This window comes from Photobacterium aquae, from assembly GCF_001029445.1.
Lineage (GTDB): Bacteria > Pseudomonadota > Gammaproteobacteria > Enterobacterales > Vibrionaceae > Photobacterium > Photobacterium aquae.
In genome coordinates this window covers 50,046-67,245 of sequence record NZ_LDOT01000023.1, presented here as the reverse complement: position 1 = coordinate 67,245, position 17,200 = coordinate 50,046, and the positions used below count along the sequence as shown (strand labels likewise).

At 43.9% G+C, this 17,200-nt stretch carries 17 protein-coding genes; 9 read left to right on the top strand and 8 right to left on the bottom strand.

The window, feature by feature from the left end; genetic code table 11:
* Positions 1 to 41: 41 nt before the first annotated feature.
* Positions 42 to 797: a substrate-binding periplasmic protein gene (locus ABT56_RS15645; RefSeq protein ID WP_047879827.1), complete on the top strand. Its 756-nt coding sequence runs from the start codon at positions 42 to 44 to the stop codon at positions 795 to 797.
* Positions 798 to 849: 52 nt separating this feature from the next.
* Here the strand turns inward: ABT56_RS15645 and ribA are convergent, their stop codons facing one another.
* The 5 genes from ribA to hdfR all read right to left on the bottom strand — a co-directional run bounded on the left by ribA (position 850) and on the right by hdfR (position 4,759).
* A complete protein-coding gene (gene ribA, locus ABT56_RS23665) occupies positions 850 to 1,902 on the bottom strand; it encodes a GTP cyclohydrolase II (RefSeq protein ID WP_084722325.1) in 1,053 nt (350 codons plus the stop codon).
* A gap of 575 nt (positions 1,903 to 2,477) precedes the next feature.
* Positions 2,478 to 2,666: a restriction endonuclease subunit S domain-containing protein gene (locus ABT56_RS15635; RefSeq protein WP_047879826.1), complete on the bottom strand. Its 189-nt coding sequence runs from the start codon at positions 2,664 to 2,666 to the stop codon at positions 2,478 to 2,480.
* Positions 2,667 to 2,781: 115 nt separating this feature from the next.
* The gene (locus tag ABT56_RS15630; RefSeq protein WP_047879825.1) at positions 2,782 to 3,087 is read right to left on the bottom strand and encodes a DUF6916 family protein; all 306 of its coding nucleotides are present in this window, start codon (positions 3,085 to 3,087) and stop codon (positions 2,782 to 2,784) included.
* A gap of 337 nt (positions 3,088 to 3,424) precedes the next feature.
* Positions 3,425 to 3,583, bottom strand: a complete 159-nt coding sequence (locus tag ABT56_RS24230) for a hypothetical protein (RefSeq protein WP_169753936.1) — start codon at positions 3,581 to 3,583, stop codon at positions 3,425 to 3,427.
* 315 nt (positions 3,584 to 3,898) lie between these two features.
* Positions 3,899 to 4,759 (bottom strand): HTH-type transcriptional regulator HdfR, encoded by an 861-nt coding sequence (gene hdfR, locus ABT56_RS15625; protein WP_047879824.1) that lies wholly within the window; start codon positions 4,757 to 4,759, stop codon positions 3,899 to 3,901.
* Positions 4,760 to 4,922: 163 nt separating this feature from the next.
* Here hdfR and ABT56_RS15620 point away from each other — a divergent pair, with 163 nt between their 5' ends.
* The 7 genes from ABT56_RS15620 to yidZ all read left to right on the top strand — a co-directional run bounded on the left by ABT56_RS15620 (position 4,923) and on the right by yidZ (position 12,717).
* Positions 4,923 to 5,270, top strand: a complete 348-nt coding sequence (locus ABT56_RS15620) for a MaoP family protein (RefSeq protein ID WP_047879823.1) — start codon at positions 4,923 to 4,925, stop codon at positions 5,268 to 5,270.
* 121 nt (positions 5,271 to 5,391) lie between these two features.
* Positions 5,392 to 6,420, top strand: coding sequence for a glutathione synthase (gene gshB, locus ABT56_RS15615; RefSeq protein WP_047879822.1), 1,029 nt, complete (start codon positions 5,392 to 5,394; stop codon positions 6,418 to 6,420).
* Complete coding sequence (locus ABT56_RS15610; protein WP_047879821.1) at positions 6,404 to 8,386, top strand: flavohemoglobin expression-modulating QEGLA motif protein; 1,983 nt, start codon at positions 6,404 to 6,406, stop codon at positions 8,384 to 8,386. The genes gshB and ABT56_RS15610 overlap by 17 nt, the downstream gene beginning before the upstream one ends.
* 100 nt (positions 8,387 to 8,486) lie before the next feature.
* A complete protein-coding gene (locus ABT56_RS15605; protein WP_053062516.1) occupies positions 8,487 to 9,515 on the top strand; it encodes a YdcF family protein in 1,029 nt (342 codons plus the stop codon).
* A 288-nt stretch (positions 9,516 to 9,803) separates the two neighbouring features.
* Positions 9,804 to 10,163, top strand: a complete 360-nt coding sequence (locus ABT56_RS15600; RefSeq protein ID WP_047879819.1) for a DUF805 domain-containing protein — start codon at positions 9,804 to 9,806, stop codon at positions 10,161 to 10,163.
* Positions 10,164 to 10,528: 365 nt separating this feature from the next.
* Positions 10,529 to 11,740, top strand: coding sequence for an MFS transporter (locus ABT56_RS15595; protein ID WP_047879818.1), 1,212 nt, complete (start codon positions 10,529 to 10,531; stop codon positions 11,738 to 11,740).
* A 2-nt stretch (positions 11,741 to 11,742) separates the two neighbouring features.
* Positions 11,743 to 12,717: an HTH-type transcriptional regulator YidZ gene (gene yidZ / locus ABT56_RS15590; protein WP_047879817.1), complete on the top strand. Its 975-nt coding sequence runs from the start codon at positions 11,743 to 11,745 to the stop codon at positions 12,715 to 12,717.
* 41 nt (positions 12,718 to 12,758) lie between these two features.
* On the opposite strand, the gene ABT56_RS15585 is transcribed toward yidZ, so the two are convergent.
* Positions 12,759 to 13,778, bottom strand: coding sequence for a methylenetetrahydrofolate reductase (locus ABT56_RS15585; RefSeq protein ID WP_047879816.1), 1,020 nt, complete (start codon positions 13,776 to 13,778; stop codon positions 12,759 to 12,761).
* 302 nt (positions 13,779 to 14,080) lie between these two features.
* Between ABT56_RS15585 and ABT56_RS15580 the strand changes: the two genes are divergently transcribed.
* The gene (locus ABT56_RS15580; RefSeq protein WP_047880014.1) at positions 14,081 to 14,437 is read left to right on the top strand and encodes a YibL family ribosome-associated protein; all 357 of its coding nucleotides are present in this window, start codon (positions 14,081 to 14,083) and stop codon (positions 14,435 to 14,437) included.
* Positions 14,438 to 14,735: 298 nt separating this feature from the next.
* On the opposite strand, the gene ABT56_RS24440 is transcribed toward ABT56_RS15580, so the two are convergent.
* Both ABT56_RS24440 and ABT56_RS15575 read right to left on the bottom strand, forming a co-directional pair.
* Positions 14,736 to 14,975 (bottom strand): hypothetical protein, encoded by a 240-nt coding sequence (locus ABT56_RS24440; RefSeq protein ID WP_205626095.1) that lies wholly within the window; start codon positions 14,973 to 14,975, stop codon positions 14,736 to 14,738.
* Between the two features lie 112 nt (positions 14,976 to 15,087).
* On the bottom strand, positions 15,088 to 16,731 hold the full coding sequence (locus tag ABT56_RS15575) for a methyl-accepting chemotaxis protein (RefSeq protein ID WP_047879815.1): 1,644 nt from the start codon (positions 16,729 to 16,731) through the stop codon (positions 15,088 to 15,090).
* Positions 16,732 to 17,200 lie beyond the last annotated feature (469 nt).

Below are 17,200 nucleotides of genomic sequence, written 5' to 3'. Positions count from 1 at the left end.
AATAGTAGCTAAATAAGGGAAGATATTAGGGAAGGCTTAAAATGTTAAAAATCGCACACTTAACCACATCAGTATTTCTCATTTCAAGTGCATTCGCAGCTAATGACAATAACGTCAACTATTATGTGATCGCAAAACAAGCAGCCCCCTTTCAGATAGAAACGGATAACCTACATAGTGGTATTGTTACTGATATCATCCAAGCCATATTCGAAGACTCGAACTATAAATTGCAGTACCATACTTATCCATTCAATCGTATGATCAGTATTTTAGAAAATGATAACGATACAAATTGGATCACCTATGGGAGCCCTGGATGGGGGGGACCTCAGGCTGAAAATCTTTCCGACATACCAATATACACCGTCAATCATGTTCTAGTCAGTCATTCAAACTCAACCTTCGAATTTAATCATATTGAAGATATAGAGAATAAAATTATCATTTTGTTACATGGCTTCGATTATCCACAACTTGCCCCTTATCTTAATCAGGGTAAAATCGAAGAACTTCGCGTTAAAGACTATGATGCCGCATTTCGTGTACTCCAAAAACTTCCAGAAGATACAGCATTCGTCGAAATGGAATCGCGTATTAACTACAATCTAAAAAAATCCAATCAGAAAAAATCACAATATAACATACAATCATTTAGCAATGTGATCCCAAACTATCCTATCTATCTTGCCTTTTCACCAAACATGGATCATGACCTACAAATGTTCATCAATAAAAAACTAACGAAAATCAAAGACAACGGTCAAATAAATAAAATCCTGGATAAATATCGTTAATAACCATTTCCATTTAAAAAATAAGCCGCAAAGCGGCTTTATTCATCTCTTATCACTTTATGAATGATTCATCAAACATATGCCCCATTTTTTTTGCCTTTATCTTAAGATAATTCGAATTATAAGGACTATTTCCCTCCTGCAGCGGAACTCGTTCAATCACATTAATTCCAATTTGTTTTAAAGACTCAATTTTACGAGGGTTATTTGTCATAAGTCTGACTCGAGAAATACCAAGAAAACTCAACATACCTATACAGAATGAGTAATCTCGCATATCAGCTGAAAAACCTAGTGCTTCATTTGCCTCAACGGTATCAGCACCATCATCCTGAAGATGATAAGCACGTATTTTATTAATAAGACCAATCCCTCGTCCTTCTTGGCGCAAATAAAACAGCACACCACTCCCTTCTTTAACAATATTTTCCATTGCTCTGGCTAACTGATAGCCACAATCACAACGATCACTAAACAAGGCATCACCTGTCAGACATTCCGAATGCAGGCGAATCAGGGAAGGAGTAGCAGAGTCAAGTTCACCATACACAAGCGCCAGATGCTCTTTTCCCGTTGCCGTCTCAGTAAAACCATACATCTTAAACATTCCCCACCGGGTCGGCAGCTTAGCACTGTCTACAAACTTCACCCATTTAAATGGTGATTGCCCCGAAAAATAATCGCGTACATCCATCAGTATTTTACCGAGCTCATTGCGGCCACTACCATCACCACCATCGCCCCAATATGCATCTCTATGAGAATGCTCTCTCAGCGTTTTCTTACCCGTACTGACAAGCAAATGGGTAAAGCGTACATTTTGCCTAAATTTTTCAAACACGACGTAACGCATAACAGCATTTTTAACGTCCTCCCAGTCACGTTTGACAAAAGCCTCATATTGCCTGCTTAGTAAAAATGCCTCATCCGGAGTCTCTGCTTCCATAATCAATTGTTGGATAGCAATATCAGTAAATTTTTGCGCCTGATAATAATGCTCACTGGTTTTCCATCTAAAACCACCAATAGTAATAGGAGATAACGCGAAGTTAGATAAAAAACCATATTTATTATTAGGTTCATAAAATAGAATTTCGTCAACCATTAATATTACTCCATCATATACCAACACGGCGTTTAAAAACGACAAACTCCCGACTCAATAACCATACTCTTGAGTATAGCTAATAAGACAGGAGATGATGGGGCAATCGAGCTATAACAAATGAAATTTGTATATAAACAATAACTTAAAGTCTAACAAGTCAGTTCATAACGTTTGTATAAGGGATAGTACTCATGGCTTCGAGCTTTGTATCGTAATAACGGCCGTCACTGATCCATAAACAAAAATAATATCTTTTGTATAAATAATATTTGGAGTTTTCTTTTGAAATTTTATAGCGATATCTACGTGTAGAGAAATTTAGATGCAATTTCATCGTAACTATCCATAGGTTGATAATTAGATTGAAATGACAATAACACTGAAAAAATAACGCATAAATATTTAGGTAAAAATTTCACCCGAATTTTGCGATCCAAAACAGCAAGATTCTTTAAGAAAAAGCAAACAACCTATGATACAAGGTGATCCAGCTCTAATTACACGCAACCTATCATCGATTGGACATAAGGCACCATACGGAGCCTTATGCCCTATTCAATCTGCAGCCACACTTACTCAGTGGTTGTTGCAACACTTGAGTGCTTACCAGTCAGGTATGCCTCTAGTAGTTCAGGGGTCAGCTCACCAGCCTCTTCCAAGCGCTTCAGCTCTGCAACAATGCGCTGTTGCTCTTCCAATGAAGGAATCGCCAATTCTGGTTCTTTTTCAATATCATCAGGAATGGTCAGGTTATCAAGCATTAAACGTTCTCATCAAATTTAACCAAAACGACATTATACCCAAGCCAACTCAAAATGCTCGCTTCAGTATGCAGATAGTCGCCACCTATCATTCCCATTCAAGTTAAACATCAAACTATCCAACGGGTTGACTATCCACCAACACTTCATACTCATGACCATGCTTATGAAAGACAAAGAGCTCTATTTCACCCAGTTTTGGGTGCTTGAAGTGATAATGGCCGTCAGGGAAATGAGTCGAACCATCGCCATCGAACTTAATGGAAAAATGCTCCACAAACCGACCTAGATCATCATAACCATGGCGCTCTAATGCCTCGACAGAGGCAACCGTAAATGCACCGCGCCTCCCATCCCTATCAAATAACTGAACTTCTTCACCGATCAGCTTCTGGATGTTTTTCATAGACAGTGGATTCATCTAACGCCTCCTAAGTCTCCAACCTAAACGATGGCAATCCCCTTCCTAAAGAATAAGCTCGATGCCGCAACTGTGCCCGATTGATGATCACCGTGAATTTTTATATTGCGTCACCATGTTGAGCTCAATATGCACATCGTATCTTCGAGCATGAGAAACACCTGATACTTTTCATCAGTATTTAATTCAGAAAACAATACTTAAGAGCGTTTTGGATAGATATTGGCTTACCGCCACTCGATAGGCGACTAAATATACAAAATAGGATAAATGTAACGTTAAGATGAATAAAAAAAGGGTGCCATCAGGCACCCTCTCACAGAATTTCTACTTTGTCTTAAAAGCTATCTTCATACTCCGGGTATGCATCACGTTGGCGGGCAACACGACGTTTTTTCTTCCTTGAACCCTGATTGAAGTCATGCAAATCGTCTTCGAAATCAGATTTAAATTTTGACTTAGACCCTTTTGCGAATTTTTGATCTAATTTAGCCATGATTGTTTCCTGAAACTATTCCAGAGTATGTAATAAGTACAATTTGGTTGAACACCGGTGATAATCTTGTACATCAACGACCAGAACATCACCAATTAGAAATTTTAGCAAACTAGTTGCATACAGCAGTAATACCAACCACCAATAAAAAAGCAAGAAAATTCTTACAATCAACTAAGTAAAATACTACTTTGTGATGGGTATCAAGCCTTTCTCAAACCTATCCCTGACACTAGGGATAGGCCGAGAATATGAATACCTGAACACCTTGTCAATCAAGTAATCTTGTTTGTTACGATGAAAATTACTCTACTTTTAGATGCTTTCCACAACCTGATTAAATGGCACAGCCAAAAGCGATTCTAGCATCTCATACTTCTCGCTATCTTCTCGCCAAACCATGTACAGCGACTGCTCGATCACAGGGGCATTATCCACCGTGTATAGCACTCCCTCAACCACACTTTGCGCAACCACAGGTGCTGGCAAAAAGCCTGTGCTGTCATGGTTGATCAAAAATTCAAGTGCCATCTTGCTAGAGTGCGTATGCATGATCGGTGTTTTTTGCAATTCACTGATCCGGCTTTGCTCCATTGAGAAACGCGTGCCCCAATCAAGATACACAAGCGGCTTATTCTTCAGGTCTTCCAACCCACAGCCTTGTTCACGAGTAACTAGTTGAAGCTGATAATCACGCACCTTTGCAACATGCAGGCTTTCAATCTTCGGCGGCTCACTCGTAATTGCCACATCAATCGTTTTATCAAACAGCTGTTTAACCAAACTCTGCCGAGGCATTGATTCAAGACGCAAGGCCAGCCCATCTACACTCTGGTAAATACGACTGATCCAATCGGCAATCCCATCGAACTCCCAAATCAGCGCTGATGCACCTATTGTCACCTGCTGATTCAGAGCCTCAGTTAAAGCAACATCCTGTTTTGCTCGTCCCCACGTTTGCAAAATGGCTTCAGCGTATGGCTGAAGGCGCTCACCGGCTGGCGTCAAATGAACATTGCCACGCTGTCGTGAAAATAGGTCATTACCAAGTTGCGTCTCTAACTGTCGGATCCGGAAACTGACCGCAGACTGAGTCAGAAAAAGGTTGTCTGCAGCACGGCCAAAATGGCGAGTTTTTGTTACTTCAAGAAAGGTTTTGAGTAGTTCAGTATCCACATTAACTCTCAACAAGTTTGGGGGGAGGTAAAGCAACGATAATACATTCCTTATTAAAGATCACTTAATCAATTATTTTTATCGTATAAAGAAAAATAATTCATTTTACATCTCTGCATCTGTGAAAGAATATCAGCGCAAATCTCATACGGAAGCATATTAAATGAGAAGTGTAGGCAAATTTTACGACGATAAAAATTTCCCGCGAGGCTTCAACCGTTCAGGTGTCTTCACCGTCAATGAAGCTCAACTGCTAGAAAACTATGGCCGCACAATGCGTGGACTTGCTGAGGGTTCTCTGTCTCCAGAGACACCAGCAGAGCAAGAATTCGTTGCCGAAGTAAAGGGCGATACGGAACTTCAGTCCAATTACGCCAAATGTTGGATGAAATACATCCATAAAACCTCGAACAAAGTTCGTAGCTACACCCTTTGCGTATCTCAACGCAAAGCAGGCGGCAGCTATGACGAAGATGATGATTCAGATTCCGATCCGGATCTGGATATCTAAAAACAAAAAAGTGCTGCGATGCAGCCAAAAAAATAAACCATACCCAGTAAGCCATCCACGAGAGTGTGATGGCTTACTTCTTTTCACCCTGTCAAAATGACAGCTATTGGGCACAGTAAATATGAAAATTTGTTTTGTTATGTATCCGTGGGACAAAGTTGAGCCAGAGAACGACTCAACCCTACGCATGATCCACGAAGCAGCAAGTCGTGGTCACACGGTTGCAATTACAACGCCAAACAACCTGACTATGCGCCACAGCACAGCTATCGCATTCTGTCACGTACTGAAACAAGGCGAAGTATCACAAAACATCCCTAGCTTCTACCGCAAGGCAGAGTTCAACACCGCTCAACTACCACTAGCTGGTTTCGACGTGATCTTTATGCGTGCCAACCCGCCGCTAGACACTATGGCGCTGAACTTCCTTGATTCTGTTCGTGATCAAACTTTCATCATGAACGATATCGATGGCCTACGCGTAGCAAACAACAAGCTATACACAACATCGCTGCCTGATCCAAATAACGAATTCATCCCGGTGACTCACGTTTCTAAAAACCGTGATTACCTAGAGCGCGTTCTGGAAGAAAGTACCAACGACCGCATGATCCTGAAGCCACTAAACGGCTACGGCGGCAAAGGCGTTATCCTGATCGAGAAGAGCGCAAAATCAAGCGTTAAGTCACTACTTGATTTCTACATCGGCGACAACCAGAACTATGTAATCCTTCAGGACTACATCGAAGGTGCCGAAGAAGGTGACGTTCGCATCATGATGCTAAACGGTGAGCCTATCGGTGCAATGCGCCGCGTACCAGCACAGGGTGACGTTCGCTCAAACATCCACGCTGGCGGTAAAGAAGTTAAGCACACTTTGACTAAGCAAGAGCTACGTCTATGTAAGCACATTGGTCCTAAGCTTGTACGCGACGGTCTGTACTTCGTAGGTCTAGACGTAATCAACGGCAAACTGGTTGAAGTTAACGTACTAAGCCCTGGCGGCATTACCCGTATCAACCGCCTGAACCGCACTAAGCTACAGGCACAAGTGATTGACTTCGCAGAAACTGTTGTTAAAGCAAAAGAAGTTAGCATCGCACGTAAAAATGAATTCCGTCAGGTAATTGCCGATGCTACAGCTATCTGAACAGCAGATCCTGGAGAATATCCGCGAAGGGATCCCGTTTGAAGCTCAGCTCAATGACGGCAGCCTGACAATTCGCATCAGCGAATTTCAGCCGTTCATTGCCACGGCAATCCATCATGGTCACCGCCTACGCGGTGACCTGATGCCGAAATGTCTGCTGACAGAAGAAGAGCGCTACTTCGAGGAAGATCCGTTTACCGGTGATTTCATTTCTTCTCTGCCTATCGTTCTGCAGGGCGAAGACTCACGCTATGAGTATGATCTCAACCGTGGGCCGGATAACTGTATCTACGATGAAGCTTGGGGCAAACCGGTTTGGACAGAAGCCCTTACCGAAGATGAACGTGCCGTTTCGCTGGAAAAACACAACACCTACTACCGCATTCTTGGCTGTCTTATCGATAGTTTAGAAAGCCGCTTCGGTCTGTGTTTGATGTACGATATGCATTCGTACAACCACCAGCGCCACGAACGCGAAGTACCAGTGTTCAACCTTGGCACCAAGCAGGTGAATACCCGCCGCTGGCGCAAAGAAATCGATAGCCTGATGGATAAATTGTCCAATATCGAGCTACCAAACATCGATGTGACAGCCAAGGTCAATGATATTTTCCAAGGTATGGGTTATCAGGCAACGTTTGTTAAAAACAACTTTGCCAATACCCTAATCATGCCGCTGGAAATCAAAAAGGTCTACATGGATGAGCTCCGTGGTGAGAGCTACCCGCTAGTTATCGAAAAGATGAAAGCGGAAATGAAGACCGTATTGAGCGAACATGCTGCAGAAACCATTTTGCGCCGAACCAAGGTCAAGAAACTGACCAGCAGCGACATTCTGAGTTCCAAGCTTCCTCGTGAAGTACTCAAGCTTGACCGCCAGCTGTACAAGATTGCCCGTGGTGTGAATACGCTTAGCTATATCAACCCACTGAATATCAAGCAGGAAAAGCGTCGCTTCTTGCACCGTCCGCATGATTACCAGCCGTCGTTCACGTATCGCCAGCTGGATCTGGACCCGTACAAGTTCCGCGAGCAACTCTACCGCCTGCCGGTAGAGGAAATCCGTGACGCCGATATCCAGCAGATGTACCGCCGGGTTATTGATCAGCTAGCTGTTCGTATCGACCTGCTAACCAGCATCGGTACTGATGAGTTCCTGTATAACTCTCTGCGTTACTACGGCCAGCCGGATCAGCAAGATATTGCCAATGCCAACTTCATTCTGCATGCATGTGAATACGATGCACCGGAAGAAGAGACCATCACTGCGCAGCAGGCTATTCAGGCATTCAAAGTAGCGGCTGAAGACTATGGCGTAAAATGTAAAATTGCCGGTTCGAAGCAGCTTATCGCCCGAGCAATGGTCAGTGGCCGAAATATCAAGGTGAACCTAGGTGCTAAGTTCAACCAGATGGATCTAAATGCTCTGATCCACCACGAACTTGGTGTCCACCTAGTTACCAGCGCCAACGCAGAAATGCAGCCACTGAAAGTGCTTCAGCTTGGCCTGCCAGGCAATACGCATACCCAAGAAGGCTTGGCTATCTTGTGTGAGCACTTGTCAGGTAGCTTCCCGCTGCATCGCCTGAAGACACTGGCCCTGCGTGTGATTGCGGTAGACATGATGGTTCGTGGCGAAAGCTTCAACGAAACATTCCATGTTCTGAAGCATGACTACGGACTGGACAATGATCTGGCCTTCACGATCACTGCGCGAGCGTATCGTGGGGGTGGTTTCACCAAGGACTATTTGTACCTGAAAGGACTGAAAGATGCCCTGCATGCCTATGCCAACGAAGATCTTACTTCGCTGTTCATCGGTAAAACAGGCTTTGAATTCAAGCCATTACTTGATGAGTTGATCGCCCGCGAAATCCTCAACAAGCCAGGTTACATGCCAAAAGCCTTGGCGATGAAGGACAATCACGACCCGATCATCGACTACATGCTACGCTGTATCAAATAAACAAAACGCCGGTATTGCACCGGCGTTTTTTTATAACTCTACCCATATTCAAATGAATACGTTACCTTGAGCTATATCCATCCTCATAAGGAGACAACTCATGGTCAAGGATACGACCGCAGCCCCCCTCATCAGCCAAGCCATCAAAGCCTATAACAGCCCACAACGCACGCACTATCCGCTGCAAGGCAGATACGTTAGCAATCTCGAAGCGGCTCGGTTTTACCTCAAGGCTGCGCATCGCTATACAAGCCCAGAGGAACAACTTGATATCAACATCACCTTGGCCAACCTGATGACATTCACAGGTGATATCAAAGGCGCACTCACACAATACCAAACACAACTCACCTTCTTGCCCGACAATCATCCCAAACGCGCATTGCTCCTAAACTATTTAGCCGTCTGGCATCACGCCAATAACGACAATCTAGCCACCACCACATATTTAAATGCCTTAGAACGTGATTTCCCCCTACAAGCCTCAAGAACACATCAATTAATCACAACTATCGAACGGGTTATCCATACACCTATTAACTATCAAACCCCTTCTGTACCCAATACTATTCCCCCCTCACAGCACGCTATCGTCATACTCGGGCATAAGCTCCTACCAACGGGAAATATCTCCCCGATGCTCGAACAAAGGCTGGCTACCGCATTATCGCTCGCGAATAATCATCCCCAAAGCATGCTCATTGTCAGCGGGGGAATGGCAGTAAACGGTAAGACAGAAGCCATGCAAATGAAGGCTTGGCTGATAGAACAAGGAATAGATCCACAACGAATCATAAAAGAAGATCAAGCGACTAATACCATCGACAATGCCCGCTACTCCCTCCACATCGTCAGCAGACACAATATCACCGTCTTAACACTGGTTAGTGCCTCCATCCATGTCCATCGTAGTGAAATATTATTTCGTTGTTGTTTGGCATCCAGCCCTGATGGACTGTGGGAAAAGCCAGTTCAAACCGCAATCACCAATATCAACCACCTTGCGGTATCAGACGGCCTGAGCCCTCATTCCTTTCCTTTTGGGCAAACTCGTTATAACTGCTATATCGATGCATTACGTGGAAGTGGATACTCTGCCTTTATATTTAAAAATACCACTATCACATAGACAACAAAAGCAACCCCACCCTGAGTGTATACACCTCAAGATCCACCCTTTTATTTATATTTAATAGGTATATTTTACCATTTTCTGATTACGCCTTGATGCAAATAATTATTCAAAGATACTGATTAATATATTAAGTTGTTATTTTTAGAAACTTAAAAACCAAAAAATGCAACCATAATAAGATACTTAAATATAATTAAAACAATAAACAAGTAGACCAATAGCAAAATAATCATCTATAATCCGCAACTTCAAAATCAACAATAAGATAGCTAGGTATATTTCATGAAACATGTTTTGTTTTCATTCAAAGGTCGAATCAGCAGAAAACAATTTTGGCTTGGCACATTAGCAATGATGGTTGAGTTCGCGATTCTTTTTGCTCTAATGGCGATAACTTTTAATACAGAAACCTATACCCCGACCACAGCAAGCCTTGCAATTACAGCAGTCATGTTCATTCTTGCTATATGGCAAGGTACTGCTTTGTATGTAAAACGCTTCCATGACCGTAACAAAAGTGGTTGGTGGATGTTGGTAGGGTTAATTCCTTTGATTGGCTCTTTTTGGCTAATAATTGAATGTGGTTTCCTATCCGGCACTCAGGATAGTAACCGATTTGGTGCGAACCCAAAATTAAGTTAATGCCTTAATTCCCCCGGCCAACGAGCGTATAATACGCTCGTTGGTTTAATGGCATTAAAATTATCATCGACAACCTAAGGCATTCTTAAATTTATCTATTTATTGATATTTTATTGATATTTTATTGTATTGAGTATAATGAGATTATGAATGAATAGATTAACACCAGAAAATCAATTATAAATAATAATCATTATATACTTTGTGATTTATCTACTTTCGTCAATTTATCACCTACCCGTTCAATACAATAAACAAGTCCCCCCTAGTTTCCTACTAGGAAATGACTGTTGTCCAAATGGAAACTCGTTAAATCCCCTACCACACCGTAAAGTCACGCAATCTCATGACTTACAGGTTTTCACATGCCCTTCGTTCTTATCTGCTGCTTCTCGCTCGTTCTGTTTTACCCTTTAGGAATTGATCTTTACCTTGTGGGATTACCCGAAATAGCCCAGAGCCTTAACGCCAACGAGCAGGCCTTGCACCTTGCTTTTTCAATATATCTGTTTGGCATGGCTTCCACTATGCTTGCAGGCGGCTATAGCGCTGACAAAATCGGCCGCAAACCCATCACGCTATTGGGATGTGGCATTTTTATCGTCGGCTGCTGGCTAGCAGCAATCAGCATGACAACGACAATCTTTTTTATAGCCCGTTTCTTGCAGGGCATTGGGGCCGGCTTTTGCTATGTCGTGGCCTTTGCGATCTTGCGCGACATCCTCAGCGAGCAGCGCAGAGCCAAAGTACTTTCAATGATCAACGGTATTACATGCATTGTGCCCGTCTTAGCCCCGGGAATCGGGTACCTAATCTTACTAGGCTTTACCTGGCCGAGCCTTTTCTACACAATGTTGATTATTGCCGTGCTAATCGCCCTACTTTGCCTATTTGGCCTAAAAGAAACCCGACCACCACATACAAGCACTACGCAGCAATCAACGCCACACCTCTCGAAAGAGTCCTTTAATCAACCCTATTTTATCAGTCGGGTTGTCATGACCTCACTGTGTGCTTCCGCTATCCTGACCTATGTCAATACATCGCCAATATTGATTATGGGGCAGCTTGGCTTCACAACCGGTCAATACTCTACTGCAATGGCAGGTATGGCAGGGGTCAGTATGGCGACATCCTTCACAACGCCTCTCTTGCTTGAAAAACTGGGGCAGCGCAATGTCGCCCTGCTCTCTCAAGGCCTGCTCTTATGTGCAGCCGTCATATTTATTGGAGCTGAGCTGGATGCATACGGCCAGCATGGCTATCTTTTTGCAATCGCCGCTATCTGCGCTGGATTTTCAATGGGGTTTGGTACAATGATGAGCCAAGGCTTGAGTCTTTACTCTTCGCGGGCAGGCCTTGCCAGCTCTATTCTTGGGGTATGCCAAGTCAGCTTTTCAGCACTTTTCATCTGGCTAAGCAGCCTTCTAGGCCTCAGTGCCACCAGTATGCAAATTGTCTTGTTGGTAACGGCTGGAATGATTAATATCGGACTGATCATCGCCATAAAAGCCCCCAGCGCTGGTGAGATCAATGCCGCGACTTGCCACCAGCCCGTGACACTAGAGAACCAATAAGTATGAGCAGACCCCTGCATCGCCTAGATCTAAACCTACTGCTCACCTTGCAGCTTCTACTTCATGAACGCAGCGTCACCAAGACAGCAAAAAAACTGTCGGTTACGCCTTCGGCCGTGAGTAAGTCACTTTATAAGCTAAGGGAGTGGTTTGATGATCCTCTTTTCGTGCGAACTCCGCAGGGACTGCAACCCACTCCACTTGCTTTAAGTATGGAGAAGGAGCTATCGGAATGGTTCCAAGTTGCAACGCAGATCTTAGCAAAACGCAGTTCAGATACACCCAAAGGAATCCATTTTCAATTGATGATGGAGTCCCCACTGCATATGGTCACACTCGAAAAGCTGTCGCAACGCATCCACCAGCAATACCAAGATGCAACCGTCGGTATTCGCAATTGGGACTATGACTCCATTGAAGCGATAATAAATGGCAATGCCGATATTGGTTTCAGCGGCAGGGAAAGCCATCCTCGTTCACAAGAAACATTGGATTTGCTTCCTTACTACATTGATTATGAAATCCTGTTCACCGATCAACCTATGGTATTTATGCACCATAGCCATCCGGCATTGACGCAAACATGGAATATCGATACTTTTCTCGCCTATAGGCATATCGGGATCGTATGGGAACAAAGAGAGAGCTGGGCCCTTGATGAAGTACTAGCCAGCATGGGTTGTAGTAGAAGTATTGCTCTCACTGTATCAACATTTGAGCAATCTCTTTTTATGGCAGCAAAAAGTGAACACATATTCATGACCACAGCACCCAGTTACTGTCGCCATTTTACCCGGCACCACTATCCTGAACTGGTCGCTCTTCCGCTTCCCCTAAATGAAGAGGCACAAAACCAGCTTGCGATCCCCTTCACCCTAATGTGGCACAAGCGTAATAAGCATAATCCCAAATCCATTTGGCTACGAGAGACAATCAAAGCGCTCGTTAGTGATTGCGACCCGCTGGCTTTTCCTTGATGATCAAGCCAGAGCAGGCCTTAGCTTGCTCTGGCCTTCTATCAAAAAACCTTATCGACGCCCTGCAACTTACGAAACTCATGCTGAGCAAGATACATATCCATCGTCGAACGCAGCAGCTTATAGAGCAAGATAGAACCTTCAATTTCCTCTCGGCGGTTCGTTAGGCTTTCGATATTCAAACCAAGCGGCAAATCATATTCAATCACAGCCTCCAAAATCTGATTAAGGCTGGCACAGCACATGCGAATAGACTCATGCAGCGGGTTTTCCGCATTCAAAATACGTAAACTGGTTGCCTCAGGTACGCTTACACCAAGCCATTCAATAAACTCCAGTGTCTTGGCGCTGCCGCAAGGTGAAAAAGTCAAAATAATCCGCTGGGGCTTAATGCCCTGAGACTGGCATTCAAGCGCATAACGGGTCAAGATATCAATTGTTGCCTGAGTGTCATAAATAGCTTGGGAAATGAAAAAATTACACCCTTTCTGATACTTATCTATCAGGCGCTCATGCTCATTGCCTTTTTTGGCATGCCGCTCAGCAATCATAATCCCACCGGTAAAAAACGGATGGGTATTGTCGAGCAATGCTTGGTAGGCTTGATTCAACGGCAATGAGATCTGGTTCTGAGTTGAAGGGCTACCAACTAAAACAATATCTCTAACGTTATATTGCTCCCACGCTTCACAGAGCCAATGATCAAACTCACCAACATCTGATTGCACCACACTCTTGTAAGTGATCACTGGCCTGCCCGTTTTCTGATTGAGCAAGGACGAATAGTAGCGCGGATCATGTGTCGTCTTGAACGGGAAAGGCCTTGGCTTGCTCGTACGCGAACCTTCGTCTTGAATGTCGTAAACAATCAGGCCGTCAAAAGCAAGATCCTGAATGCGCTCAACAAGCTTGTCGGCTATCCCCGCAACATCAGCAAGGGCGGTACTGGTTTTGGGAGGCGTGGTGCCGATAAAATAAACACCACGGGTGGCATCATTATAACGAACGCGTAATTCCGACTCTTGGGATAAGTGTGCCGGGCACTGCATATAAGGTTGCATAGCTACTTCCATGTCTAAGTAAAGTCCAAAAGGCAAACGCCTTTACTCTCATCACCTTACGCTTCACGCCCTGAAACATGTGATCTTCCCGAATCGCTTCACGTGCAACCCGAGAAAATCGGATGAGTATTCCTTTCTACCCAATCACAACTAAAAAATCAAAACCTCATCACAGATTTTTCAGTACGATTCTTTTACTCAGAACTCAGCAACTTGTTATATACCTCTCAAAGTTGGGATATACTATGAAGATTCTATCTGGCTCTATAGAACAGGTAGCATTCCAAGCAAAAGGTAATCGAATGAGTTTAAACAAAGAGCTTCAAAACCTAAACAACCGCATGGATACATGCCAGCGCAAATTGACCGCCGCCATGAATCGCAATGATGACCTTATCGTCAAGCAGTTTAGGGAAGAAATCGAGAAGCTTCATAAAAAGATTCAGAACGTTAAACACCGCCGCTCAACCAAAGTTAGCAATGAAAGCAAAGATGTAAAGTCGATGGCTTTCCACCGTGTACTAACTAAACAAGAACAGGCTGATATGGGCAAACTGAAGAAGTCTGTCAAAGGTTTGGTGGTTGTTCACCCTATGACTGCACTTGGCCGCAGCATGGGTCTAACTGAAGTAACAGGCTACGCCCCACAGAAGTTCTAAGTATAGCTTCCACGGCCACGCCAGACGGCTGAGGGTTATCTCAGCCGTTTCTTTATGGCTAACCCAAGTACGACCACCGTGCGTCAGTGATAAATACTGTATTCCGTATATTGGTACGGCTCCAATTCATACTTACTTTCAAGGAACGTGATCAAATCGATCAGGTCAGTCACTGTCATAACATCATTATAACTGGGCATAATTGATTCACCCGACCGCCTCACCATTTCCTCGTCATAACCTTTAGCTATCCGATGCGAGGGGTTAATTACCGAAACAACCAATTCCTGATACGTTTTCAGTTTAGGTACCCGCCCTCCGAGGGCGACATCAACGCCTGACTCATCGACTTCACCGGACGTTCAAACCCTTCTAAACTGTGGCAGCTTAGACACTGATACTTTAAAAACAATGCCTCCCCCCGCTTGGCATCACCGGGAGGTAATGTGAATGAAGCCGTATTGCCCCGAGAAACCGGCTCACAGCCAACCAATAACAACAATACAAGTCCACCAAGCCCTTTCAACAAACTATTCACAATGGCCTCCTATTTTCGTTGATATCCACATCAATCGTAGGCCATAAAAAATAAGCCAGCCTCCCACGGCTGGCTTTTACTAAAATGAGATCCATCATCTCAACGGATGTTACTAAACTTTAAACCGTCCTAACTGACGCTGTAGCTGCTGGCATTGACCCATCAACGTACTGAATGCCGTCCCCATCTGCGATACCTGCCCGACAACTTGCTCGCTATTACTCGCTATATGCTGGACATTTTGATTGATTTCATCACTAACTTGGCTCTGTTGAGTCGCCGCCGTTGCAATCTGTAGGTTCATGTCATTGATCACCGAAATTGCATCGCTGATGGCATCCAGTGAACCATTGGCGGTTTCTGCCAGTACCATTGTGTGATCACCACTATCGCGGCTGCTCGCCATCGCCAATACGGCTTCCCTTGAACCATGTTGCAAGCGCTCGATCATCGACTGAATTTCGCCGGTACTTGCTTGAGTCTTACTGGCGAGCGAACGCACCTCATCGGCAACCACAGCAAAGCCCCGACCTTGCTCTCCTGCTCGTGCAGCTTCAATCGCAGCATTTAGCGCCAATAGGTTAGTTTGATCCGCGATACCGCGAATCACATCCAAAATGGACGCAATATTATCGACATCACGTTCCAAATCACCAATTACGCGGCTGGACGCATCAATATCCTTGGCCAGTTGACTCATTGATGACACAGCATCCTTAAGCTGATGTTTAGCCTGCGATGATTCAGCACTTGCACTCAAACTTGCTTCGGCAGCCGCATTGGCATGACTGCTCACATTATCACTGGTCACGCTCATTTCATTCACAGCAGTAGCTGCCAACGCGCTCTCTTCTTGCTGATCAACCACTTTCGCTATGACATCTTCCGACTCCGCTTCAATGCGTTTTGTCGCGGCCACAACGCTTTCCAACGTATTGCTAACCTCAAGAATTGTTCGATGAATAGTTGAAACAAAACCATTGAACGATTTACCCAATTGCCCCACCTCATCATTCACGGTGATATCAATTCTCTGGGTAAGATCCCCTTCACCTTTAGAAAGCTCTTCCATCGAGTTAGACAGCTGATTGAGCGGACGTAATATGATCCCAGCCAACAACCATGCCAAGACGAAAGAAGTAATAGCCACAAGCAGAACACCCACCTCGAGAATAAGCGTAACCACCGATACCTGCTGATTAACTTCTTCTTGCAGCGCAATTTCTTTGTCCGCCAACACTTGTCGCATCTCAACGAGCGCACTAGTCAATGCCGAAAAATCTTGGTCAATTCGAGTTTTGTTATTCACAAAATACGTTTCGGCAGAGACAGGATTTGCAACAATATATGCATAGTGCTCAACCCAACGCTGATAGCTCTGCCTAATCTCATCCAAAATAGACTGATGCTGCCTTGCGATCACCCCATCATCAAGCAAAACACTTACCGATGTCAGTCTCCCTAACGCTTTGGATTCATCATCATGATATAACGCAATATACTGAGCCTGTTGCTCACTGTAATCCTGACTAAGTAACACTCCCTGCCCAGCGGTAATGATCTGGTAAAGATCACGGTAACCTTCAGCGATTTTTTCCTGAACTGGCTCTAACTGCTGGTTCAATACTTTGTCTATGCGAGCCTGCTCCGAAAATACTTTGATCACTAAACCTGAAAGGCATGAAAAAATAATGACAATTAATAATGATGGGGCAACAAACTTCCATTTCAAACTCAAATTATGGAACCACAACATCCAGCATCCTCTACTTTTTATTAATTCAAAGGTCGATTGCCTAAATGCGAAAAGCATAGCCAAACCGTCTAACTGGCAGTGACGGGAAGAAATTAAAAGTTATTCCAAAGCAACAACTTAAAATAACTCTCAAGAATTATCCAAAGATTTTAAATTCATCTCAGTGATATTGCACAATACCCATTAGAGAAGAAAAACAACCCTCAAGATCATTCGTTTCCAAAAAACATTTTCCACCGACCGCCAAGCTCAAAAGCGTTGCCCCATAACTTATTTGATAGTTCGAACAATTAACAAATACCTTTTAATAAACTTGATGCGTATTGATAAAAAATAGCCACTACGAACAAATTACACCCACGCACATCACACCATTGAGTCACAAATAACCCAACAAAATGCATGGCTATTTCACGAAAAAAAAAATGTACAATCACACCCAAATCAAAATAGACCCGTGAAATTTTAC